The sequence below is a fragment of the Moellerella wisconsensis ATCC 35017 genome, assembly GCF_001294465.1.
Taxonomy (GTDB): Bacteria; Pseudomonadota; Gammaproteobacteria; order Enterobacterales; family Enterobacteriaceae; genus Moellerella; species Moellerella wisconsensis.
Genome location: NZ_LGAA01000015.1, coordinates 19,178 through 37,639, shown reverse-complemented (window position 1 = coordinate 37,639; position 18,462 = coordinate 19,178). Strand labels below are relative to the sequence as shown.

Genomic DNA, 18,462 nt, shown 5'->3' with positions numbered 1-18,462 from the left:
GTGCAGATATTTGTGCTCGCTTTTCATTAAATGATGCACTATCTGCACATCAGTGGCTGATTGACCATCAATTAGATGACCATAATGAGTGTTTATTACGCCGGACTATCTCTGCAGATGGTCGCTCTCGTGGCTTTATTAATGGTACTGCCGTCCCTCTCTCTCAATTACGCGAACTTGGTGCCTTATTAATCCAAATTCATGGCCAGCACGCCCACCAATTATTATTAGATGGACGACATCAAAAGTTCTTATTAGATGCCTATGCTAATCAACAACCGTTATTAGCTGAAATGCGTTACGCTTGGAAAAATTGGCATCAAAGTTGTCAAGAATTAGCGCTATTTCAACAACAAATGCAAGAACGTGAATCACGTAAGCAACTGCTTGAATACCATTTAAAAGAATTAGATGAATTAGCGCCATTGCCCGGTGAATATCAAGATATCGAACAAGAATATAAACGATTGGCTAATAGCGGGCAATTCTTATCATTAGGGCAAAATACAATAGAAATGCTTACTGATAATGATGATAGCAATATCATTTCAATGTTAAATACAGCTAAGCAAGAGATGGCAGAATTGATCTCAATCGAACCAAAATTTGAGAATTTGCTCAATATGCTCGAAGAGGCTGCTATTCAAGTCAGCGAAGTCAGTGATGAACTAAGACACTATTGTGATCAGTATGAACTTGATCCTAATCGTTTATTTGATTTAGAACAACGCTTATCAAAACAAGTAAGCTTAGCGCGTAAACATCATATATCTCCAGAGGAGCTGCCGGCACTTTATCAGCAATTATTAGACGAACAACAAAAACTGTTGAATCAAGATGATGATTGCCAACTACTGTCCGACCAAGTCAAAATATACCACCAAGCAGCACTTGATATTGCTGAAAAATTACATACTGCCAGATTACAGTTTGCCCAAGAATTAAGTGAATTAATAACATCGAGCATGCATCAACTATCCATGCCACATGGTCGATTTACAATTGATCTCAGCTTTGAACCAGAACATTTACAAATTGATGGTGCTAGCCGCGTCGAATTTAATGTCACCACTAATCCAGGGCAACCTCATCAATCACTAGGTAAAGTTGCTTCTGGCGGCGAACTATCACGTATCGCACTTGCGATACAAGTAATTACTGCTAAAAAAATGGATACACCAGCGCTTATTTTTGATGAAGTCGATGTTGGTATTAGTGGTCCAACCGCAGCTATTGTCGGAAAATTATTGCGCGAACTCGGAGAGTCAACACAAGTTATGTGTGTTACCCATTTACCACAGGTCGCAGGTTGTGGTCATCATCATTTTTATGTTAGTAAAGAAACAAATGGGCTCGAAACAGAGACTCATATGCAATTGCTTGATAAAAAACAGAGATTACAAGAGCTAGCGCGATTATTAGCTGGGGGACAAGTTACTAAAAACACATTAGCCAATGCAAAAGAATTGCTAGCAGCATAATATTTGACAACCTTTTCTTCTCCTTGTGGTCAGAGAGACAATGAGGAAAGGTTTTCAATTGAATCAATGTCGATTATCATTGATGTTCTGACTCCACAAGGAATGAGATAACCATGCGTTATAAACTGTTAACTGCTGCTGCAATGTCACTCGTTTTAATGACTACAGGTTGTTCTATGATGGAACGTCTTGTTTATCATCCTGATATTAATCAGGGAAATTATCTTACTGCGAATGATGTTGCGAAAATTAAGAAAGGGATGACTCAACAGCAGGTTGCCTATACGTTAGGATCACCAATGCTGACAGACCCATTCGGCACACAAACGTGGTATTACGTTTTCCGCCAAGAGTTAGGCCATGATCCTGTAACTCAAGAAACATTGACTCTAACTTTTGATAATAGCGGTGTTTTAACCGATATTAAAAATGAAAAAAATCTTGCTGCGCAAAAAGCGATGGAAGATAAGTTAGCTCAACAAGCACAAAATAAAGAATAGTGATAAGTATTAGTCATCAGTGTAGAAATTGGATTGTAGATGTACGATTCGAAACTATTCCAGTACGGTAGCAGTACTTTTTCTCGCTAGTAACGTTACTAATGACAAAAAATTAAAACCAGACACAGTTAATACTGTCTGGTTTTAATTATCTATCTAGTAAATTTATCAATAAGCTAGATTGTACAATTAATTTCATTGTAAATAAGCTTAAGTTGTGACCAGACTAAAACAGTAATCCAAGATTACGAATGTTTTTTCTCTTCTTTTGATCTCTCTGCTCGCTGACGACGTAATTCTTTGGGATCAGCAATCAGTGGTCGATAAATCTCTATCCGATCACCTTCTTTAACTGTATCTGTCAGCTTGACAGCTCGACTATATATGCCCACTTTATTCTTTTTAAGATCAATATCATCACGTAAAGATAAAATACCTGAAGCAATAATTGCTTGTTCAACAGTAGCACCTTCAGCTACTGTTACATGCAATAAAAATTGCTTATCCGGTAATGCGTAAGCGACTTCAATATTTAACTTAGACACGATAAACTTCTCTTGCTCGTTGAGTAAATGCTTGCACCATATTTCCAGCTAAGTCTTTGAAGATTTTGCCAAAAGCTAATTCAATCAGTTTATTAGTAAATTCAAAATCTAAACTAAATTCAATTTTACAAGCCTCTGAGCTTAATGGGGTAAAAATCCATCCGCCCGTTAATTTCTTAAAAGGCCCCTCAACTAATTGCATCCGAATACGTTGACTATCTTCCAATAAATTGCGAGTAACGAATGTTTTGCTGATCCCCGCTTTAGAGACTTCAACCGCTGCCGTCATTTCTTCAGCCGATTGACTAATCACTCGGCTTCCAATACAGCCCGGTAAAAATTCCGGATATGAGACAACATCATTTACTAATTGATACATTTGTTCCGCGCTATAAGGCACTAACGCAGAGCGGCTGATCTGTGGCATATTTGTTCCTATCACCAGAAATTAATTTTATTATATCATTGTTAATTAGCGAAACAAAAAGCAAAACCTAGACTGTGTAATAATTACACAATTGGAAAAATATCCTTACACAGAGATTTCTTTAAGCACAAGTTGCAGTATAATGGCGGAATTATGACAAAGAAAAAAGCCCATAAACCCGGTTCGGCTACTATAGCCATGAATAAACGTGCGCGCCATGAATACTCTATTGAGGAGGAATTTGAGGCGGGATTAGTGCTGCAAGGCTGGGAAGTAAAATCGCTACGTGCAGGTAAAGCCAATATTAGTGAAAGCTATGTTTTGCTAAGAGATGGTGAAGCCTTTTTATTTGGTGCAACAATCACACCAATGCATGTTGCTTCTTCTCACGTTGTTTGCGATCCAACACGCACGAGAAAATTATTACTTAACCAACGAGAGTTAGATTCGCTTTACGGGCGAGTCAATCGCGAAGGATATACTGTTGTCGCACTTTCAATGTATTGGAAAAATGCCTGGAGCAAAGTTAAAATAGGCGTTGCTAAAGGTAAAAAAGACCACGATAAGCGCTCTGATATCAAAGAACGTGAGTGGCAATTAGATAAAGCACGTATAATGAAACATTCTGGACGCTAAGCCCTAGCTTTTTAGATGAATTTTCTGTTATACTTGCAAAATAGTACTTGGGGCTGATTCTGGATTCGACGGGATTTGCGAAACCCAAGGTGCATGCCGAGGGGCGGTTGGCCTCGTTAAAAGCCGCAAAAAAATAGTCGCAAACGACGAAAACTACGCACTAGCAGCTTAATAACCTGCATAGAGCCCTCTCTCCCTAGCCTCCGCTCTTAGGACGGGGATCAAGAGAGGTCAAACCCAAAAGAGATCGCGTGAATACCTTGTCTGGGGTTGAAGCGTTAAAACTAATCAGACTAGTTTGTTAGTGGCGTGTCAATCCGCAGCTGGCAGGCGAATGTAAAGATTTGACTAAGCATGTAGTGCCAAGGATGTAGTAATTTCGGACGGGGGTTCAAATCCCCCCAGCTCCACCAAATTATCTTCTAAGGACGTCCAAAGAAGACTGAAAAGCCCGCTAACTCAATGAGTTGCGGGCTTTTTTATGTCCTGCGCTGTCCTATTTTATCCCACCCAAGCTAATTCCTTTAGGCCCATACGATTAGGCCCAACGAAAAGAACTAACATCTTTGTTGGGCCTAATCGTATGGAGATTTTTCATGGCAAGAAAAACTAAGCCATTAACCGATACCGAAATCAAAGCAGCTAAACCACAAGATAAGGACTATCAGCTGTATGACGGTGATGGACTCACACTGTTAATCAAATCTAGCGGAAGCAAGTTATGGCAATTCCGTTACTACCGCCCGTATACAAAACAAAGGACCAAACAAAGTTTTGGGGCCTACCCTGCTGTCACACTTTCAGATGCTAGAAAACTTAGAGCAGAATCTCGCTCATTACTGGCGAAAGATATTGACCCTCAAGAATATCAAAAAGATCAAATAAGAAACTCTCAAGAGGCTAAAACCAATACCTTTCAACTTGTCGCTGAACGTTGGTGGGAAGTGAAGAAGTCCACGGTAACAGAAGACTACGGTAACGATATTTGGCGCTCACTTGAACGAGATGTTTTCCCCGCCATAGGCGATATTAGTGTTACAGATATCAAAGCTCATATATTGGTTCAAGCAATACAGCCCGTTCAAGCTAGAGGTGCATTAGAAACTGTTCGTCGTCTTTGTCAGCGTATTAACGAAGTCATGATCTATGCTCAAAATACTGGCTTAATTGATGCCGTTCCAAGTATCAACATTGGTAAAGCTTTTGAAAAACCAAAGAAAAAAAATATGCCAAGTATTCGCCCTGAGCAATTACCACAACTCATGCAAACAATGCGTACAGCTAATATCATCTTGCCTACCAGATGTTTGTTTATGTGGCAGCTACTTACCATATCCCGCCCTGCCGAAGCCGCTGAGGCCCGTTGGGACGAAATCAACTTTGAAACCAAGGAATGGAAGATACCCGCTGCTAGAATGAAGATGAACCGTGAGCACACGGTTCCGTTATCTAACGCTGCTTTAGCTATCTTAGAACTAATGAAACCACTCAGTGGTCATCGTGAGTTTATCTTTTCTAGCCATATTAAGCTAACTCAGCCTATGAATAGCCAAACCGTCAATGCTGCATTAAAACGTGCCGGATTCGGTGGTGTACTGGTTTCCCATGGTCTACGCTCAATTACCAGCACCGCCCTAAATGAGCAAGGTTTTCCACCTGACGTTATCGAAGCCGCCCTCGCCCACGTTGATAAAAATGAAGTTAGACGCGCCTATAATCGTAGTGACTACCTAGAGCAAAGACGCCCTATGATGCAATGGTGGGCTGAATTTATTGAGGAAGCAGATAGGGGGAGTATTATTGAAGGCGGGATAAGAGGGATATCGCTAGTTGGGTAACATGTGTACCAGCTCTAATTTGAATTAGTACTATAACTGTATATAGTTATACGTCATCAAGATGTCGGCTCTGTGCCAAATGCAGACATTGGTAACTGTCGTCTATACTTGGCAATCAGGACAGAAAAAGCGGCAGTCCGCAGAATCGGAAACAAGTATCCACTTAACTAGCTAATCAAACGCAGGCAAACCCGTAAGTAAAGGCGTATTGCCTGGTTCGATTATTTCGATCAGTACTGTTCTTAGCCAGTGGCCAGTTCGTTCACGACCTCAGTGACGCTCTTGATGCTGCGAATAGTTCCGATGCCCGTGCCCAGCGCTATGTAGCCTTCATCTGTATTGCCTTCCAGCATGCCGATACGCAAGCCACGTAAACCGCCCATCGCCTGCCCCAGATCTTCATTGCTTGCACCAGCTTTATCCATAGACACGAGCTTTTCAACTAGCTTGCCGGGAAGTGAGCGATAGTAATCAGGCAGGGTGCGGAAAAGCAGTAAATCTAGGCCGTTGGCATTAATGATTTTATCTTTTACCAACTGCGGTACGCGGCTTTCTTCTGTGCTAATAAATACCGATCCGGCAAATACGCCCTCGGCACCCAATGCTCGGGCTGCACGGGCAGTACGGTTGTCGGTAATACCGCCTGCGGCCATTACAGGAATGTTCTTTACGGAATCAACAATCAACGGCACAATCGAAAAGGTTCCCAGCGCGGTAGCAGGCAATGTGCCACCTTCATCAAAACCGGTTGCAACAATAATATCTGTGCCAGCTTCTTCCGCGAGTCGGGTGTTTTCAGGCGTCGGGTTGATATCGCGGTAGATGATTACAATTCCCGCCTCTTTTAATTCGTTAAAGAGACTCGGAATGATGGCACCTTCGCCGTAACCGGTATAAACCACCGCCCTGACGCCCTCTTCCTTGATTACCTGAAGAATAGGTGGCGTCCAGATATCGTTTTCAGGGGTCGGGATAAGGTTTACCCCGAATGGTTTTTCCGTCAGCCGTTTGGTTTTACGGATTTCTTCACGCATCTTTTCGGCAGTTTCTTCCGGTGTCGAAACGGCGGTTTCCACCGTTAAGCCCGCATTTGGACCGAGTACGCCTAGCCCGCCAGCATTACTCACTGCTGCAACCAGTCGCGCATCGGTAAGCCAAGATAATGGTCCCTGAATAACGGGCTTTTCGATACCCAGGATTTGGCAGATACGGTTGTTTTCCATGGCGAGATCTCCTCCACATAAGTTGTTTGAGCAGCCTATGCCTATTCAGGCGGCTGTGATATTTAATTTAAGCTGGAGAAGATCTTAAACCTTATTATTGTTACGGAAAATATCCTGATTATTAAAACAGAATTATTGATTTTGTAATAATTATGAGATCTTTAATAGTCTCGCGCATTGTCTACACGAGTAACATAATGAAAAGACAGGGGCACGCGCGGTTTATTTATGCTTTTAGATAAACCATCCGTGATAAACCTCTCTTATGAAAATCTCGTCTGAATCCACTAAGGGTTGTATCAACATTTTAACCGCCGAGAAAATACTTCTTTAATTTCAATCGGAGAAATTAACGGACGCAGGTTAATTAATTGCCGAATGCTATTTGTTGATACCTCCGGTTGCATTTCAGCGATTACCCCGTCGGTGAACTGCCTGATTATGGAATGAAAATGTTCATATCCAATCACGCCGTTAACAAGTACTCATTTATTTTGATATTCAAAAAGGTAGGTAGTGTTGTGCTTTAATAAAAGTGGATACTTTGATATAGCACAACCGGGGGGATAGGGATAAACGGCCCTTTCTTTACTTCACAGTTTCATAAACAGTAACAATGAGGGGGACGTCGGCACAACTTTACTTCTCCTGGTAGCCAGGACGTAAAGCGAGTACCTTAACCTGAGATGTCTTTAAAAGCGGGAATGGGGGAGAGGGACAGTACTTTGTTCCTGTCCGCCATCTTTCAATCAGGTATGTCAAAGCAGGAAAATTTCACAGCGAGGTTTATTACGGAAAAACGGACTCGTCAGAGCTGCGCATCCGGACAAAAAACTTCGTATAGCCAGTCGATGAATACGCGAACCTTAGGAGCCAGATAGCGGCGATCCGGATAAAGCAGTGAGATAGATTTTGGCGGTGGAGGGAAATCCGTGAGGATTTCTGTCAGCTCACCACTGGCAATAAAGGGGGCGAGAGATGGGCGTAGCCCGTGCAGAACGCCAAGTCCCGCAAGCCCACACGAAAGAAACGCCTCTGAATTATCCACCAGAATGCTAGATGGCATTTTTATTACGGTGATATTGCCATCAACGGTGAACTTCCACTCCATAAATTGAAGACTTTGGTTACTGAAAAAATTCACAGCACGGTGGGATTTCATCAATTCATCGATAGTGTGTGGAGTACCATACCTTTCCAGATAGGACGGGGCTGCACAGGTCACCATTCCTGCAGTACCCAGACGCCTTGCAACAAAACTGGAGTCATCAAGATCACCAAGGCGAATGACGCAGTCCACGCGCTCGGCAATTATGTCAATCTTGCGATCGGATGTACCAAGAATAATCTCGATATCAGGGTAACGGTTCTGAAAATCGCCAAGGGCCGGGATGATTACAGCCCGAGCCAGTGTAATGGGGACATCAAGGCGCAGGCGTCCTTTCGGCGGTTGTGTTCTTGAAAAAGAGCGACGGATATCGTCCAGTTCGCTCAAAAGCGACAGGCAGCGCTGATAAAACTCCTCCCCTTCATCCGTCATACTCACCTGTCGTGTGGTGCGATGTAGGAGCTTAACACCCAGATCCTGCTCGAGATTCTGAACGGCGCGGGTGACAGCCGGACGGTGCAGCTCAAGCGCCTCTGCCGCGCGGGTAAAGCTACCTTGCTCTACCACGTTTACGTAAATCTCCATTGCTTCCAGCATATTCAGCTGCATCTGTTCTTTGCCTCACCCATTATTTGTTTCACAGGGGAAAACTTGCCCCAGCTCGGTATGATTTTCTTTATAACATTCCTTCCTGATGGAAAATATCCTTTTCTAACCGAATTGTTTCACCGGGTATAACTTTCGAGCCTTGCCCGCATCGTTGAAGCGCCAAATCATACGCCGGGTAACACAACCTTTATGCTGAGCTCTACTGATAAGAAAATGCTGTTCTGGAGCAATATTTCTCACCTGCTGTCTATCCAGCTGCCACACTCGGGGGTGTTGTGCTTAAATAAATGTGGACACTTTGATAAGGGAATTTATTCACCTTTAAAATAAGATGTCGATATGAAACGAAAATCACCGAAGCAATATACTGAAAGCTTTAAGAAAGAAGCGATTAATTTAATACTCGAACAAGGTATACGGTTCCACAAGCAGCGAATGCTCTCGGAATAACAACCAAACTTCTCTATGCTTGGCGAAAGCGTCATGATGCTGAAAATAAACCCAATGCATTAACCCCCCTTGAACGACAGGAACTACTTGCTCTACGCAAAGAAGTTAAACAATTAAAAATGGAGAAAGAAATCCTAAAAAAGACGAGTGCCTTCTTTGCGAGGGAACTGCTATAAGGTGTTGGTTTGTTCAAGAACATAAAACACAATATCCCATTAAGCATTTATGCCGAGTGATGAAACTCAGCCGTTCAACGTTTTACGCTTGGCTAAAACGCCCTGTTAAACCGGTAGATAAGTGCCTAATTGAACTTCAACGAAAAGCCAGAGACATCTTCAGAGAAAGTCGAGAAAGCTTAGGTTACCGCATGTTAGCGGCCCAATTATGAAAAGAAGGTTATAGCATTAGTAATTATCGAACTCGAAAGTTGATGAAACAATTAGGGTTAGTGGTTAAGCAAAGAAAACGGCATCGAGTCTCGCCGAAAGGCAAAGCGATTGTGACTGCCGATAATTTATTGAATCAAAATTTTAATCCGGTTGCGGTCAATGAAATCTGGGCAGGCGATATTACCTATTTAAAAACGCCGGAAGGTTGGCTATATCTGGCTATCGTGATGGATTTATATTCTCGGCGTATTGTGGGTTGGCTCATGTCATCGAAAATTGATACGGCCTTGATAAGCAAAGCGTTAATGATGGCGTATAACTTACGTTTGCCCTCAAAGGGTTGTGTGTTTCACAGTGACCGAGGAAGCCAATATACGAGTGGGCAATATAAAGCGTTACTGAAAAGTTATGATATGCGCTCAAGCCAAGGTGATATAGGGGCTTGCTGGGATAATGCGGTAGTTGAACGATTTTTTGGAAGTTTAAAGCATGATTGGTTATTTAAAAGCGCTCATGCAAATCGCAAGGAGATGAGACAAGACGTACTAGATTATCTTCATTATTACAATTTAACGCGATTACACACGGCAAATAATTATTTGTCGCCTGTGGAGCACGAAAACTCCTTCAGAAATGTGTTCTAATTTTGTTGTACAGAACAGTTCCATTTGCCCTTCCTACACGAATATTTTTAATAACGATTATCCACATTATACTACGAACCTAGTTACAAAGTAGGTTGACCAGCCCCAAGCCGAGAGTAAAACACAGCGGATTCGGTCACGGACACGATGGTCCTTATTTTGCCGATGTAGTGCCTCAAGGGCGATCCGTTGTTCTGCGGTCAGTTCTATTTTCATGAGATGGAGCTTGATCCTCAAACGTCATAAAATCAAGTATCTTAATTGATCTCGGATATATACCCTTATTCATTCAAACCGCAGGTTCATTGGCCGCACTCAGTCAGCCGGGTCACATACTGATGTATGTTCCCTGCCTATCTTCCCTTGCCGCATTCCGGCATAAACTCTGAATGTAGGCTTAATACGGTTTCATCCCGAGCTGTTAGCTGCAACTTGAAAGCTATTGGGTATATGGTATCGTACGCGTCAGAAATACCTTTAAGAGAGCCCTTCACGGTGGAAAAAAAGAAAACCTTCCTGCAGCAGAAAAGCGGCTTGCACCCGCGTAACCGTCATCGCTCACGCTATGATTTCCCGGCGCTGATCGCCAGTTGCCCTGCACTGGAGCCGTTCGTCAAGCCGAACGCCTGGGGCGATATCTCGGTAGATTTTGCCGATCCTGCGGCGGTTAAAATGCTCAACCGTGCGTTGCTGCAACATTTTTATGGCATCGAACACTGGGACATTCCCGCCGATTATCTGTGCCCACCGATCCCCGGGCGTGCCGACTATTTACACCATCTGGCCGACCTGCTAGCGACCAGCAACGGTGGTGAGATCCCTCGCGGTAAAGGCGTGGCGATCCTTGATGTGGGCATTGGCGCCAACTGTATTTATCCGATTATTGGCTTGCGTGAATACGGCTGGCGTTTTACCGGTTCGGAGATTGATCCGGTATCGCTCAATTCGGCCAAAATGATCGTGGAGATGAATCCGACACTGAGAAACGGCGTGCGCCTGCGCTTACAAAAACAACCCGAATTTATTTTGAACGGCATCATCGGCGTGGCGGAGAAATTTGATGCCACACTGTGTAATCCACCGTTCCACGGCTCTGAACAGGAAGCGCAAGCCAGCACCCGCCGCAAACTGCACAAGCTGGGTAAAGGCGAGGTAGCCGACACGCCGGTACAGAATTTTGGCGGCAAAAATAAAGAGCTATGGTGTGAAGGCGGTGAAGAAGCCTTTGTGCGTAAAATGGTAGAGGAGAGCGTTAACCTGGCGCAAAACTGCCTGTGGTTCACCTCGTTGATTTCTAAAAACACTACCTTGCCTTCGATTTATCACGCGTTGAAGCTGGTGGATGCGGCCGAAGTCCGTACCATTGAAATGGCGCAGGGGCAAAAAATCAGTCGCTTTGTGGCCTGGACTTTCCACGATGCACAACAGCAGGTCGCCTGGGCGACAGAACGCTGGCGTTAATTCCCCTGGTGCCGGTTATTTAACCGGCACCGACAAAACTTCCCATTTCCCTTTCAATTTCTGCATGTTGCGTTATTCTCAATATATCTTCCAATACTAAAAATCTTAAAAAAATTATTTATTCAAAATATAATAGTTACCTTACTTAATTGATATTTTAATCCGGTATATATACTCAACGTCATTCAAGCTGCAGGCTGAGCGCAGCCAACGAACCTGCGGTTTGAATGAATAAGAATATATACCGTCCGTTTTAAGCAATAAACTGCCTAGATGTAAGATTCAATAAGCTGATTTGACCAAATTGAATACATTAACGCCAAACATGGAACAACTAATACAAAATGTAAATCGTCCAACTAATAATATCTGCACATAATTGGATTATATTCCATTAGTAAAGTGTCCTATTTGATTAAAGCCGATCAGTCAGAACATATCGATTTAGTGATACAAAAGTATCCTTGTAGCACATAACTAGCTCATCTTTAAACAGCATCCGCTCTTGGCACAGAGCTAACCACCAAATTTTATAGCTCACTTCATCAATCAACCATGTTAGAATAGCGAACTATTTTTTTAGTCCACATCACAAAAACAGTAAAATAAACTTTAGGCCCAAGTAAAAAGTTGAATTAAGTTTTATTAATTTAAAATCAACGCCATACAAGCTTAATTCAGACTCCGCCAATACATGGTAGCTTCGTAACCCCATCCCGATCAAAAGCTCTCGCTATAACACCCGTTTAAGTCTCAAAACAAAACAACTGTATAATTAGCCTTAATTCTCAATAGCCAATATAATTACTGCAAGCCCAATATTTGGGGATCGCCAAGATCATCGAGAAAAAATTGCCTTTTCCAAATAGTCATAAATGAACTCATTAACAAGCTCTATTTTTAAGTCGTTATTGCTTAGATAGTATCTTATGATATGTTGGATATCGGGCATATATTTTGGGGGCTTAGCTACTTTTGGCCTTTTTAAGAAGTCAATATTTGGGATGCTATTAGAGTAATAACATTACGCCTTATGACGGCGTAACAGCAATGCTGGCGTAATATTAATATGTATCAGTGTGACACCAGTTATATGATAAAAATCAGCATCAGAAAGAAAACTAGAATTACCTCGAATTTATCCTAAGCATAAATTACGTTAAAGTATCTGAGCCGTCGAATCAATAATAAAATAAGTGACAAGAGGTGATTGAAAAAGCAAGGTAAAATACAATAATAGCTTTATCTAAAAATATCATTTTAGTATTTAAAAAAATGATGCTGACCTTTTGGCGTTAAGATAAAGTCATACATAACTTTATAATGATAATGCACAACCTGAAATAAACTATGAAAATATCTTTGTTATCAAATAAGACCACATTAATCGTAATAATAGGATGGTTTTTACTTTATTACGTAGCAGGTGAAATCTCCGAGATACTTACGCCTGAGAATTCAGATATTTCTGTTGTTTGGTTTCCTGCGGGGATCGCAACAACAGCTTTTTTATGTATGCGTAAACGCCAATGGCTGCCGCTATTGATTGGCTTTATTGTATTAAACTTGATTCTAAATGGCTTTGATAGTGAGAAAATAATCCTTTCACTTATATACGCTATTCTGGCTATACTTTCTTGTATTATTATTGCTTGGATTGTTCGTAGATATGCTCAGCGAGGAGATGATCTGCACTTAATATTGTTATGGCTATCAACAACAATAATTGTCAGTTTTGCAGATGCAGTTTTATTTTCCTTCAGTATGTATTGGCTTGATAATATATCACTTAAAGATATATTCTGGGATGGTTTTATTGCCGATATTACCGGTAATATCTTTGCGACAACTGTTATTATGGGGCTAATTAATACCCGTTTCAAAAAGGTAGAGCCTTTTTTCAAAATTAATATAATTTTGGGAAGCGTAGTTTTTATTCTTCTTATTACTAGCACTATATTGATATTTAATGATACTGCAATACAGATATATCATTCCTATTTTCACCAACAACGAAATATTGCCAAATTATCGCTACTCTGTATCCCTATTTTACTTGCTGTTATCCTATCTATGCTATGGGGAAACCGAGGAGGCTCAATAGCACTGTTAATACTTGCTACGATTACAATCTATTACACTCGTAGCCAGCAGGGACCTTTTTATCTTCATGGTCTATTTCGTCATGAATCACTGTGGCTAATACAGGGATATTTGACGGTAATATCGTTATTAATGGTTTTTTTACGGGTTGTGGCTCGAAGTACTCATAGAATTGATGACACTCAAGGGGCTTATAAACAGCAGCATCTCGTATATCAACTTAATCTAGATAATGGAGTTATTGAATGGGGAAATATAGATTATTCATTTCCGAAAGCTGATTTGATAACCCTCTCTAATATAAAGCAGATTATGGAATCAACTCACCCTGACGACCGAGAAAAACTCGCTAAACATTGGAGACAAGGGCAGGCTCATACCTCTCTTCCAATAATAACCTTTTGTCTGAAAGATAAAGAAGGTCGTTGGTGGAATATAGAAGATCGCGGAAGTGTTATTTTTAGGAATAACAAACCAGTAATGATTGTTGGGAATTGGTTTATTTTAGATGAAGTATCCTGACATTAATGTAATAACAAAGGATAAGTGATGCTACAAATTGCATTATTACTCTTCGGTGCCGAATTTATCAGAGGGAAGGCGCATTATCTCTGGATAATAGGGCTCCTTTGGTGTTTTATTGGTATATTTATTTTTATCGATGGTATCGATGGTATTCTTTTTTTTCCAATACATTTGTTTGGTTTTTTATTGTTACTTGAAAGTCTGATCACATTAAGTGTCGCTTCAAGCGGGGTTGGAACACAAAAAACGATACTTTTTTTTAAGGGTGGTTTATTTTTGTTCTGCGCATTAGTTATCTTAATTAATCAGACATATAGCAATGTATTACTGTCCGCAATGTTCGGTTTTGTCTTTTTTATTACTGGATTATTTGTTGTTACATCAGCTTGGATTGTTCGTTTTCCTGGATGGCAATTAATTCTGCTGTGGGGCATAATTGAAATGCTATTTGCCTTTTTTCTATTTACCCATCATCAAGCAACAATTTCATTTTTTATTGGATTCCTAATGATAGGGAGTGGTTTTGGATGCCTGAAGATAGCATTTCGAGCCCGCCACATTCAACGAGGAACATCCGTATTTGAGCTGATGAGGCCTTTACCTGTATCATTTAAAAAGAAAGGGACTAGGCGACCAATAATAGATGATTCACAACTATCCCCCTTAAATAGAGTAACTGATCCAGATGCTATTTTAACTGTGCATATCTGGACACCCGAAGGCTCCGCAAATCAACGTCCTGTACCACGTCCGATTATTAATCGTTATATTGCAGCAGTTGATTCTGAGGGTGTTATTTCTACAGGGCATGCATCTTTAGAGCTCTATCCGCATCTCTATATCAGTTTATACCCCGAGGAAGATATTGATCGTTCCCCATCAGAGTTTTTCCGGTTATTAAAAGCAACCGCTGATAACAATGTTCCGGGGCGATTCTTGCCCAATTATCAAACTGAAGCATCTGAATGGTGTGAATCTGACAGACAAATTATTTTCAATATTTATAATCATGCTTCTTTACTAAATTTCTGGGAAAAATATCGCCAATATCCTGTTTATAACCTAACATATCAGAACTGTTCCAGCAGTGTTGCATATGGCTTGGAAGCTGCATTAGATGGTGTTTTGTCTATGCAAAAAAGAAGTTATTTTATCGGCGTTTTAAATGTACTTTGCATGCCAGAGTTGTGGATTGCTGCTCAAATTCGTCGGCGTGCGCTGATGATGGCATGGACTCCAGGGTTAATTATGGACTATGCACGTGCTTTGCGGGCTATTGTACATCCTGTTCCAGTTCCCTGGTATAAACGCTTACTAAAGCGCTTAGTTTCACGATAATTAGATATTTTATCCCAAAAAAAGATTAAAATTATCATTTCTGGATGTTTGCTAAATAAGTTAAAGAGGTTTTTATGCTAAAAGTGTACGCAATCTTGGCAGTGTCTATCATCGCTGAAACAACGGCGACAACCATGATGAAGGCATCTGATGGATTTACTAAGTTGGTGCCCAGTATTATTGTGGTTATTGGTTATGCCATTTCTTTTTATGGCCTATCGCAAGTTGTTAAAAGTATGAATATTGGTATCGCCTATGCTATATGGGCTGGAGCAGGAATATTTCTGGTTTCAGCATTATCATTTTTTATTTACAAACAAAAACTTGATTTTCCAGCATTAATTGGTCTGGCATGCATTGCAGTAGGAATTGTTATTATCCAGTCGTTCTCTAAATCAGTTACTCATTAAATTTTAATAGCCCTACATTATAGGGCTACCTTTTCACGACTTGATATCAATATAATAACTCAGCACTCTCGTTGTTTCGAAATATCTTTAATTAATGATAATTAGATTACAATATCGAGTATTTCAGTTTAATATAATCATAATAAATTCGAAAGGAATATATATTCTTTATAAGGCTACTAAGGCACCCAAAAAATATCTCTATTCTGACAAGAATATTAATACTGTACTCAATGAATTCAATTAACTATTATAAAATAATCTTTATTCTTTCTGTTCAAGATATAACAATATTAAATAAATACAGAAACCTGATTAATTATTTTATCAACAAATCTATTTGAGAAAAATTAAATTATCACCCTATTTTTACACTTATAATCTTAGCTATTGAAGTTCAATATACTGATAGTAAGGCTATTGAATGACAGAGCTACTATTTCATATTGATAATAATATTACTTTCAATAAAAAATGACAGCTAAAATCGTTCAAACAAATGCAATTAAAACCGATCAAAAACTGATAGGATATACGATACAATAGTATGGCGACCCTACAAATATAAAAAAGCAAATAGTTTTAGAAAAAATAAAAGTAATAACAGATAAAAATTATGCATATTCTGTATCTTACCGTTGGATGTTTAATGAATATGAGAGCTTGAATCCTTTATTGTTTTTTTATGGATTAATCTCATAATTCAGTTCCAAAAAGGGCGTTAACTAACAATAAATCTTAATCCCCTATTTTTACAGCCATAAACTGACTACACCATTAATTTCATCGACATAGATAGAAAAATTAAGCAGTTATATTGAGAAGATGCTTCAAACCAGCCCGACTCAATTTTAACCACCATCGATAACAATAATTTTAAAAGCAATATGTTAGAAAGGTTGAGCAGATAATAACTTGCCCCAGAATGGACTTCGAAATAAACGTATCATTGAAGGATAAAAAGTTCACTCCGGTGGTTTTTTATTATCTATGACCCACCCTAAATAAGATTGACACTTTCCTAATCTAATATGAGTTAAATATTATTAGCCAATATCTATACTTGTTTCTATTTTTACGCGACTAAATTAAACATAAAAATATTTTAACATTTATTATTATTTGCATGCATCTTTTAGGCCTGCTTTACAGGATTTTTGTAATAACTCAGCTGATTTTTTTTCATTAAAATCAACACCTTCACCATCTCTGTACATTTTTCCTAACATAAACATCGCTGAAGGATGACCTTGATCGGCTGCTTTCTCGAACCATTCAGCAGAAATGATATAATTTTGTCTTACGCCAATTCCATCGTAGTACATTAAACCTAAATAATTTTGAGCATCTTTATTGCCTTGCTTCGAGGACTTTTCAAACCATTTTATAGCAGTCTCAAAATTTTGTTCCACACCATGACCGTTAAGATACATATCCCCCAAAAATACTTGCGCATCTTGGTTGCCCTTTCCTGCCGCCATAGTGAGCCATTTTTTAGCTTTTTTATAATCCTGCTTTACCTCTTGCCCTAAATAATAACTGACTCCTAGTAATACTTGAGCTTTAACATCCCCTTTTGTGGCTACACTTTCAACTTGCTTAATAGTTTCCTGAGATATAGCGGCTAAACTAGTATTCATTCCGATGAATATCATCATAATTATAAAAAAAGTCGAGTTTATCGTTCGCTTGAAGAGTATTTTCATTTTGTTATTACTATATGACTTTAATAAAGTTATTTGATGCTATCAAATATAACAAAATCATTACGTAAAGAAAACTATCAAGCTAGAATGGTAGGTGGTACCTGCTGATTCTATAAATCAATTTTCACCCTCATAATTAGATATAAATCATCATTTATACTTTATAATAACTGAAGTAATTAAATAATGTTTCAAAACCTAACCGTCGATAGAGTTCAACTCCAGAAGGTGACGATTCTAGATAACAACAGGTAATCTTTTTTTGTAGACAAAAATCTAACACATAATTAATTAAATACGTCGCATTACCTTGTTTTTGATGATCCAAATGTGTCGCAATATCATCTAATCTTGCTATTTTATTATGAATGGTTAATGTCAATGATGTCACAGGAAATTGAGATTTAGTTAATATAAAATGATAAATTTCTATCTTCTGATTAATTATATTCTGATGATGTTCAATATATTGGCTAATGATATGATGAGCATCAATCTCCGTACTTAAAAAAGCATTTTTAAGGGGTTGCGCCCACAATGATAAATTATCATTAACTAGCCTAATTGATAGGTGTTTTTCTTTCTGTAATTGTTTTTTTTTCGTCCATTTATTTAGTGCTAATCCCATTGCAGTTGTCATACTATCAGCTTTATAACTACCAGAAGTTAATATCGGCAATAAAGATGCAATTGCACTGTCCTTTATAACTAGACAGTAGGCTTTGTTTTTTTCATCAAAAATCTGCTGTGCTGCATATAGAGTTTTTAGATCTATCGGCTCTCTTATGAGAATAAAATTAAAAATAGATAGATCAATCGAGGTTAAATAACACTCTACTGAAGAGTTAATAACTTCATACTTTTGGCAAAAAGATGCCCAAAATAATTTCTCAATATCAAAATAATTTTTTATGTTCATCATTATATTGTTATCGCCCCCAATAGCCACCGTTATAATTTCACAACCTAAATAATATTAATAGATAAAAAAATATATTACTCGTCTAATTTACTATTTTATATCACATCATATTCATAAAAAGACTAAATAAATTATAATAAAATACGT

General features: G+C 39.3%; 14 protein-coding genes, 1 other RNA gene and 1 pseudogene. 10 read left to right on the top strand and 6 right to left on the bottom strand.

Annotated elements, in window-relative coordinates; translation table 11 throughout:
• Together recN and bamE are read left to right on the top strand one after the other, a co-directional pair.
• A partial coding sequence (gene recN / locus M992_RS07210; RefSeq protein WP_053907947.1) for a DNA repair protein RecN occupies positions 1 to 1,481 on the top strand: 1,481 nt, incomplete at its 5' end.
• 113 nt (positions 1,482 to 1,594) lie between these two features.
• Positions 1,595 to 1,981 carry an outer membrane protein assembly factor BamE gene (gene bamE / locus M992_RS07205; protein WP_047257440.1) on the top strand — a complete coding sequence of 129 codons (387 nt, stop codon included), beginning with the start codon at positions 1,595 to 1,597 and terminating at the stop codon, positions 1,979 to 1,981.
• 245 nt (positions 1,982 to 2,226) lie between these two features.
• Here the strand turns inward: bamE and M992_RS07200 are convergent, their stop codons facing one another.
• Both M992_RS07200 and M992_RS07195 read right to left on the bottom strand, forming a co-directional pair.
• A complete protein-coding gene (locus M992_RS07200) occupies positions 2,227 to 2,526 on the bottom strand; it encodes an RnfH family protein (RefSeq protein WP_053907946.1) in 300 nt (99 codons plus the stop codon).
• On the bottom strand, positions 2,519 to 2,953 hold the full coding sequence (locus M992_RS07195) for a type II toxin-antitoxin system RatA family toxin (RefSeq protein ID WP_053907945.1): 435 nt from the start codon (positions 2,951 to 2,953) through the stop codon (positions 2,519 to 2,521). The genes M992_RS07200 and M992_RS07195 overlap by 8 nt, the downstream gene beginning before the upstream one ends.
• A 153-nt stretch (positions 2,954 to 3,106) precedes the next feature.
• Between M992_RS07195 and smpB the strand changes: the two genes are divergently transcribed.
• The 3 genes from smpB to M992_RS07185 all read left to right on the top strand — a co-directional run bounded on the left by smpB (position 3,107) and on the right by M992_RS07185 (position 5,427).
• Complete coding sequence (gene smpB / locus M992_RS07190; protein WP_047257437.1) at positions 3,107 to 3,589, top strand: SsrA-binding protein SmpB; 483 nt, start codon at positions 3,107 to 3,109, stop codon at positions 3,587 to 3,589.
• A 49-nt stretch (positions 3,590 to 3,638) separates the two neighbouring features.
• Positions 3,639 to 4,002: a transfer-messenger RNA gene (ssrA, locus tag M992_RS14690) on the top strand.
• A 183-nt stretch (positions 4,003 to 4,185) separates the two neighbouring features.
• Complete coding sequence (locus M992_RS07185) at positions 4,186 to 5,427, top strand: integrase (RefSeq protein ID WP_053907944.1); 1,242 nt, start codon at positions 4,186 to 4,188, stop codon at positions 5,425 to 5,427.
• A gap of 242 nt (positions 5,428 to 5,669) precedes the next feature.
• Here the strand turns inward: M992_RS07185 and M992_RS07180 are convergent, their stop codons facing one another.
• Together M992_RS07180 and M992_RS07175 are read right to left on the bottom strand one after the other, a co-directional pair.
• Complete coding sequence (locus M992_RS07180; protein WP_053907943.1) at positions 5,670 to 6,650, bottom strand: NAD(P)H-dependent flavin oxidoreductase; 981 nt, start codon at positions 6,648 to 6,650, stop codon at positions 5,670 to 5,672.
• An 808-nt stretch (positions 6,651 to 7,458) separates the two neighbouring features.
• Positions 7,459 to 8,367: a LysR family transcriptional regulator gene (locus tag M992_RS07175; protein ID WP_053907942.1), complete on the bottom strand. Its 909-nt coding sequence runs from the start codon at positions 8,365 to 8,367 to the stop codon at positions 7,459 to 7,461.
• 339 nt (positions 8,368 to 8,706) lie between these two features.
• Between M992_RS07175 and M992_RS07170 the strand changes: the two are divergent.
• The 5 genes and pseudogenes from M992_RS07170 to M992_RS07150 all read left to right on the top strand — a co-directional run bounded on the left by M992_RS07170 (position 8,707) and on the right by M992_RS07150 (position 15,687).
• A pseudogene (locus M992_RS07170) lies at positions 8,707 to 9,850 on the top strand (IS3 family transposase).
• A 495-nt stretch (positions 9,851 to 10,345) separates the two neighbouring features.
• Complete coding sequence (gene rlmF / locus M992_RS07165; RefSeq protein WP_167308867.1) at positions 10,346 to 11,311, top strand: 23S rRNA (adenine(1618)-N(6))-methyltransferase RlmF; 966 nt, start codon at positions 10,346 to 10,348, stop codon at positions 11,309 to 11,311.
• 1,350 nt (positions 11,312 to 12,661) lie between these two features.
• Positions 12,662 to 13,936, top strand: coding sequence for an MASE1 domain-containing protein (locus tag M992_RS07160; protein WP_053907940.1), 1,275 nt, complete (start codon positions 12,662 to 12,664; stop codon positions 13,934 to 13,936).
• A 27-nt stretch (positions 13,937 to 13,963) separates the two neighbouring features.
• On the top strand, positions 13,964 to 15,277 hold the full coding sequence (locus M992_RS07155; protein WP_053907939.1) for an HdeD family acid-resistance protein: 1,314 nt from the start codon (positions 13,964 to 13,966) through the stop codon (positions 15,275 to 15,277).
• A 74-nt stretch (positions 15,278 to 15,351) separates the two neighbouring features.
• Positions 15,352 to 15,687 (top strand): DMT family transporter, encoded by a 336-nt coding sequence (locus M992_RS07150; RefSeq protein ID WP_053907938.1) that lies wholly within the window; start codon positions 15,352 to 15,354, stop codon positions 15,685 to 15,687.
• A gap of 1,118 nt (positions 15,688 to 16,805) precedes the next feature.
• Here the strand turns inward: M992_RS07150 and M992_RS07145 are convergent.
• Entirely contained in the window at positions 16,806 to 17,327 is a 522-nt protein-coding gene (locus tag M992_RS07145; RefSeq protein WP_248842503.1) for a tetratricopeptide repeat protein, read from the bottom strand.
• 220 nt (positions 17,328 to 17,547) lie between these two features.
• Positions 17,548 to 18,342, bottom strand: a complete 795-nt coding sequence (locus tag M992_RS07140; protein WP_053907936.1) for a GNAT family N-acetyltransferase — start codon at positions 18,340 to 18,342, stop codon at positions 17,548 to 17,550.
• Between the last annotated feature and the right edge of the window lie 120 nt (positions 18,343 to 18,462).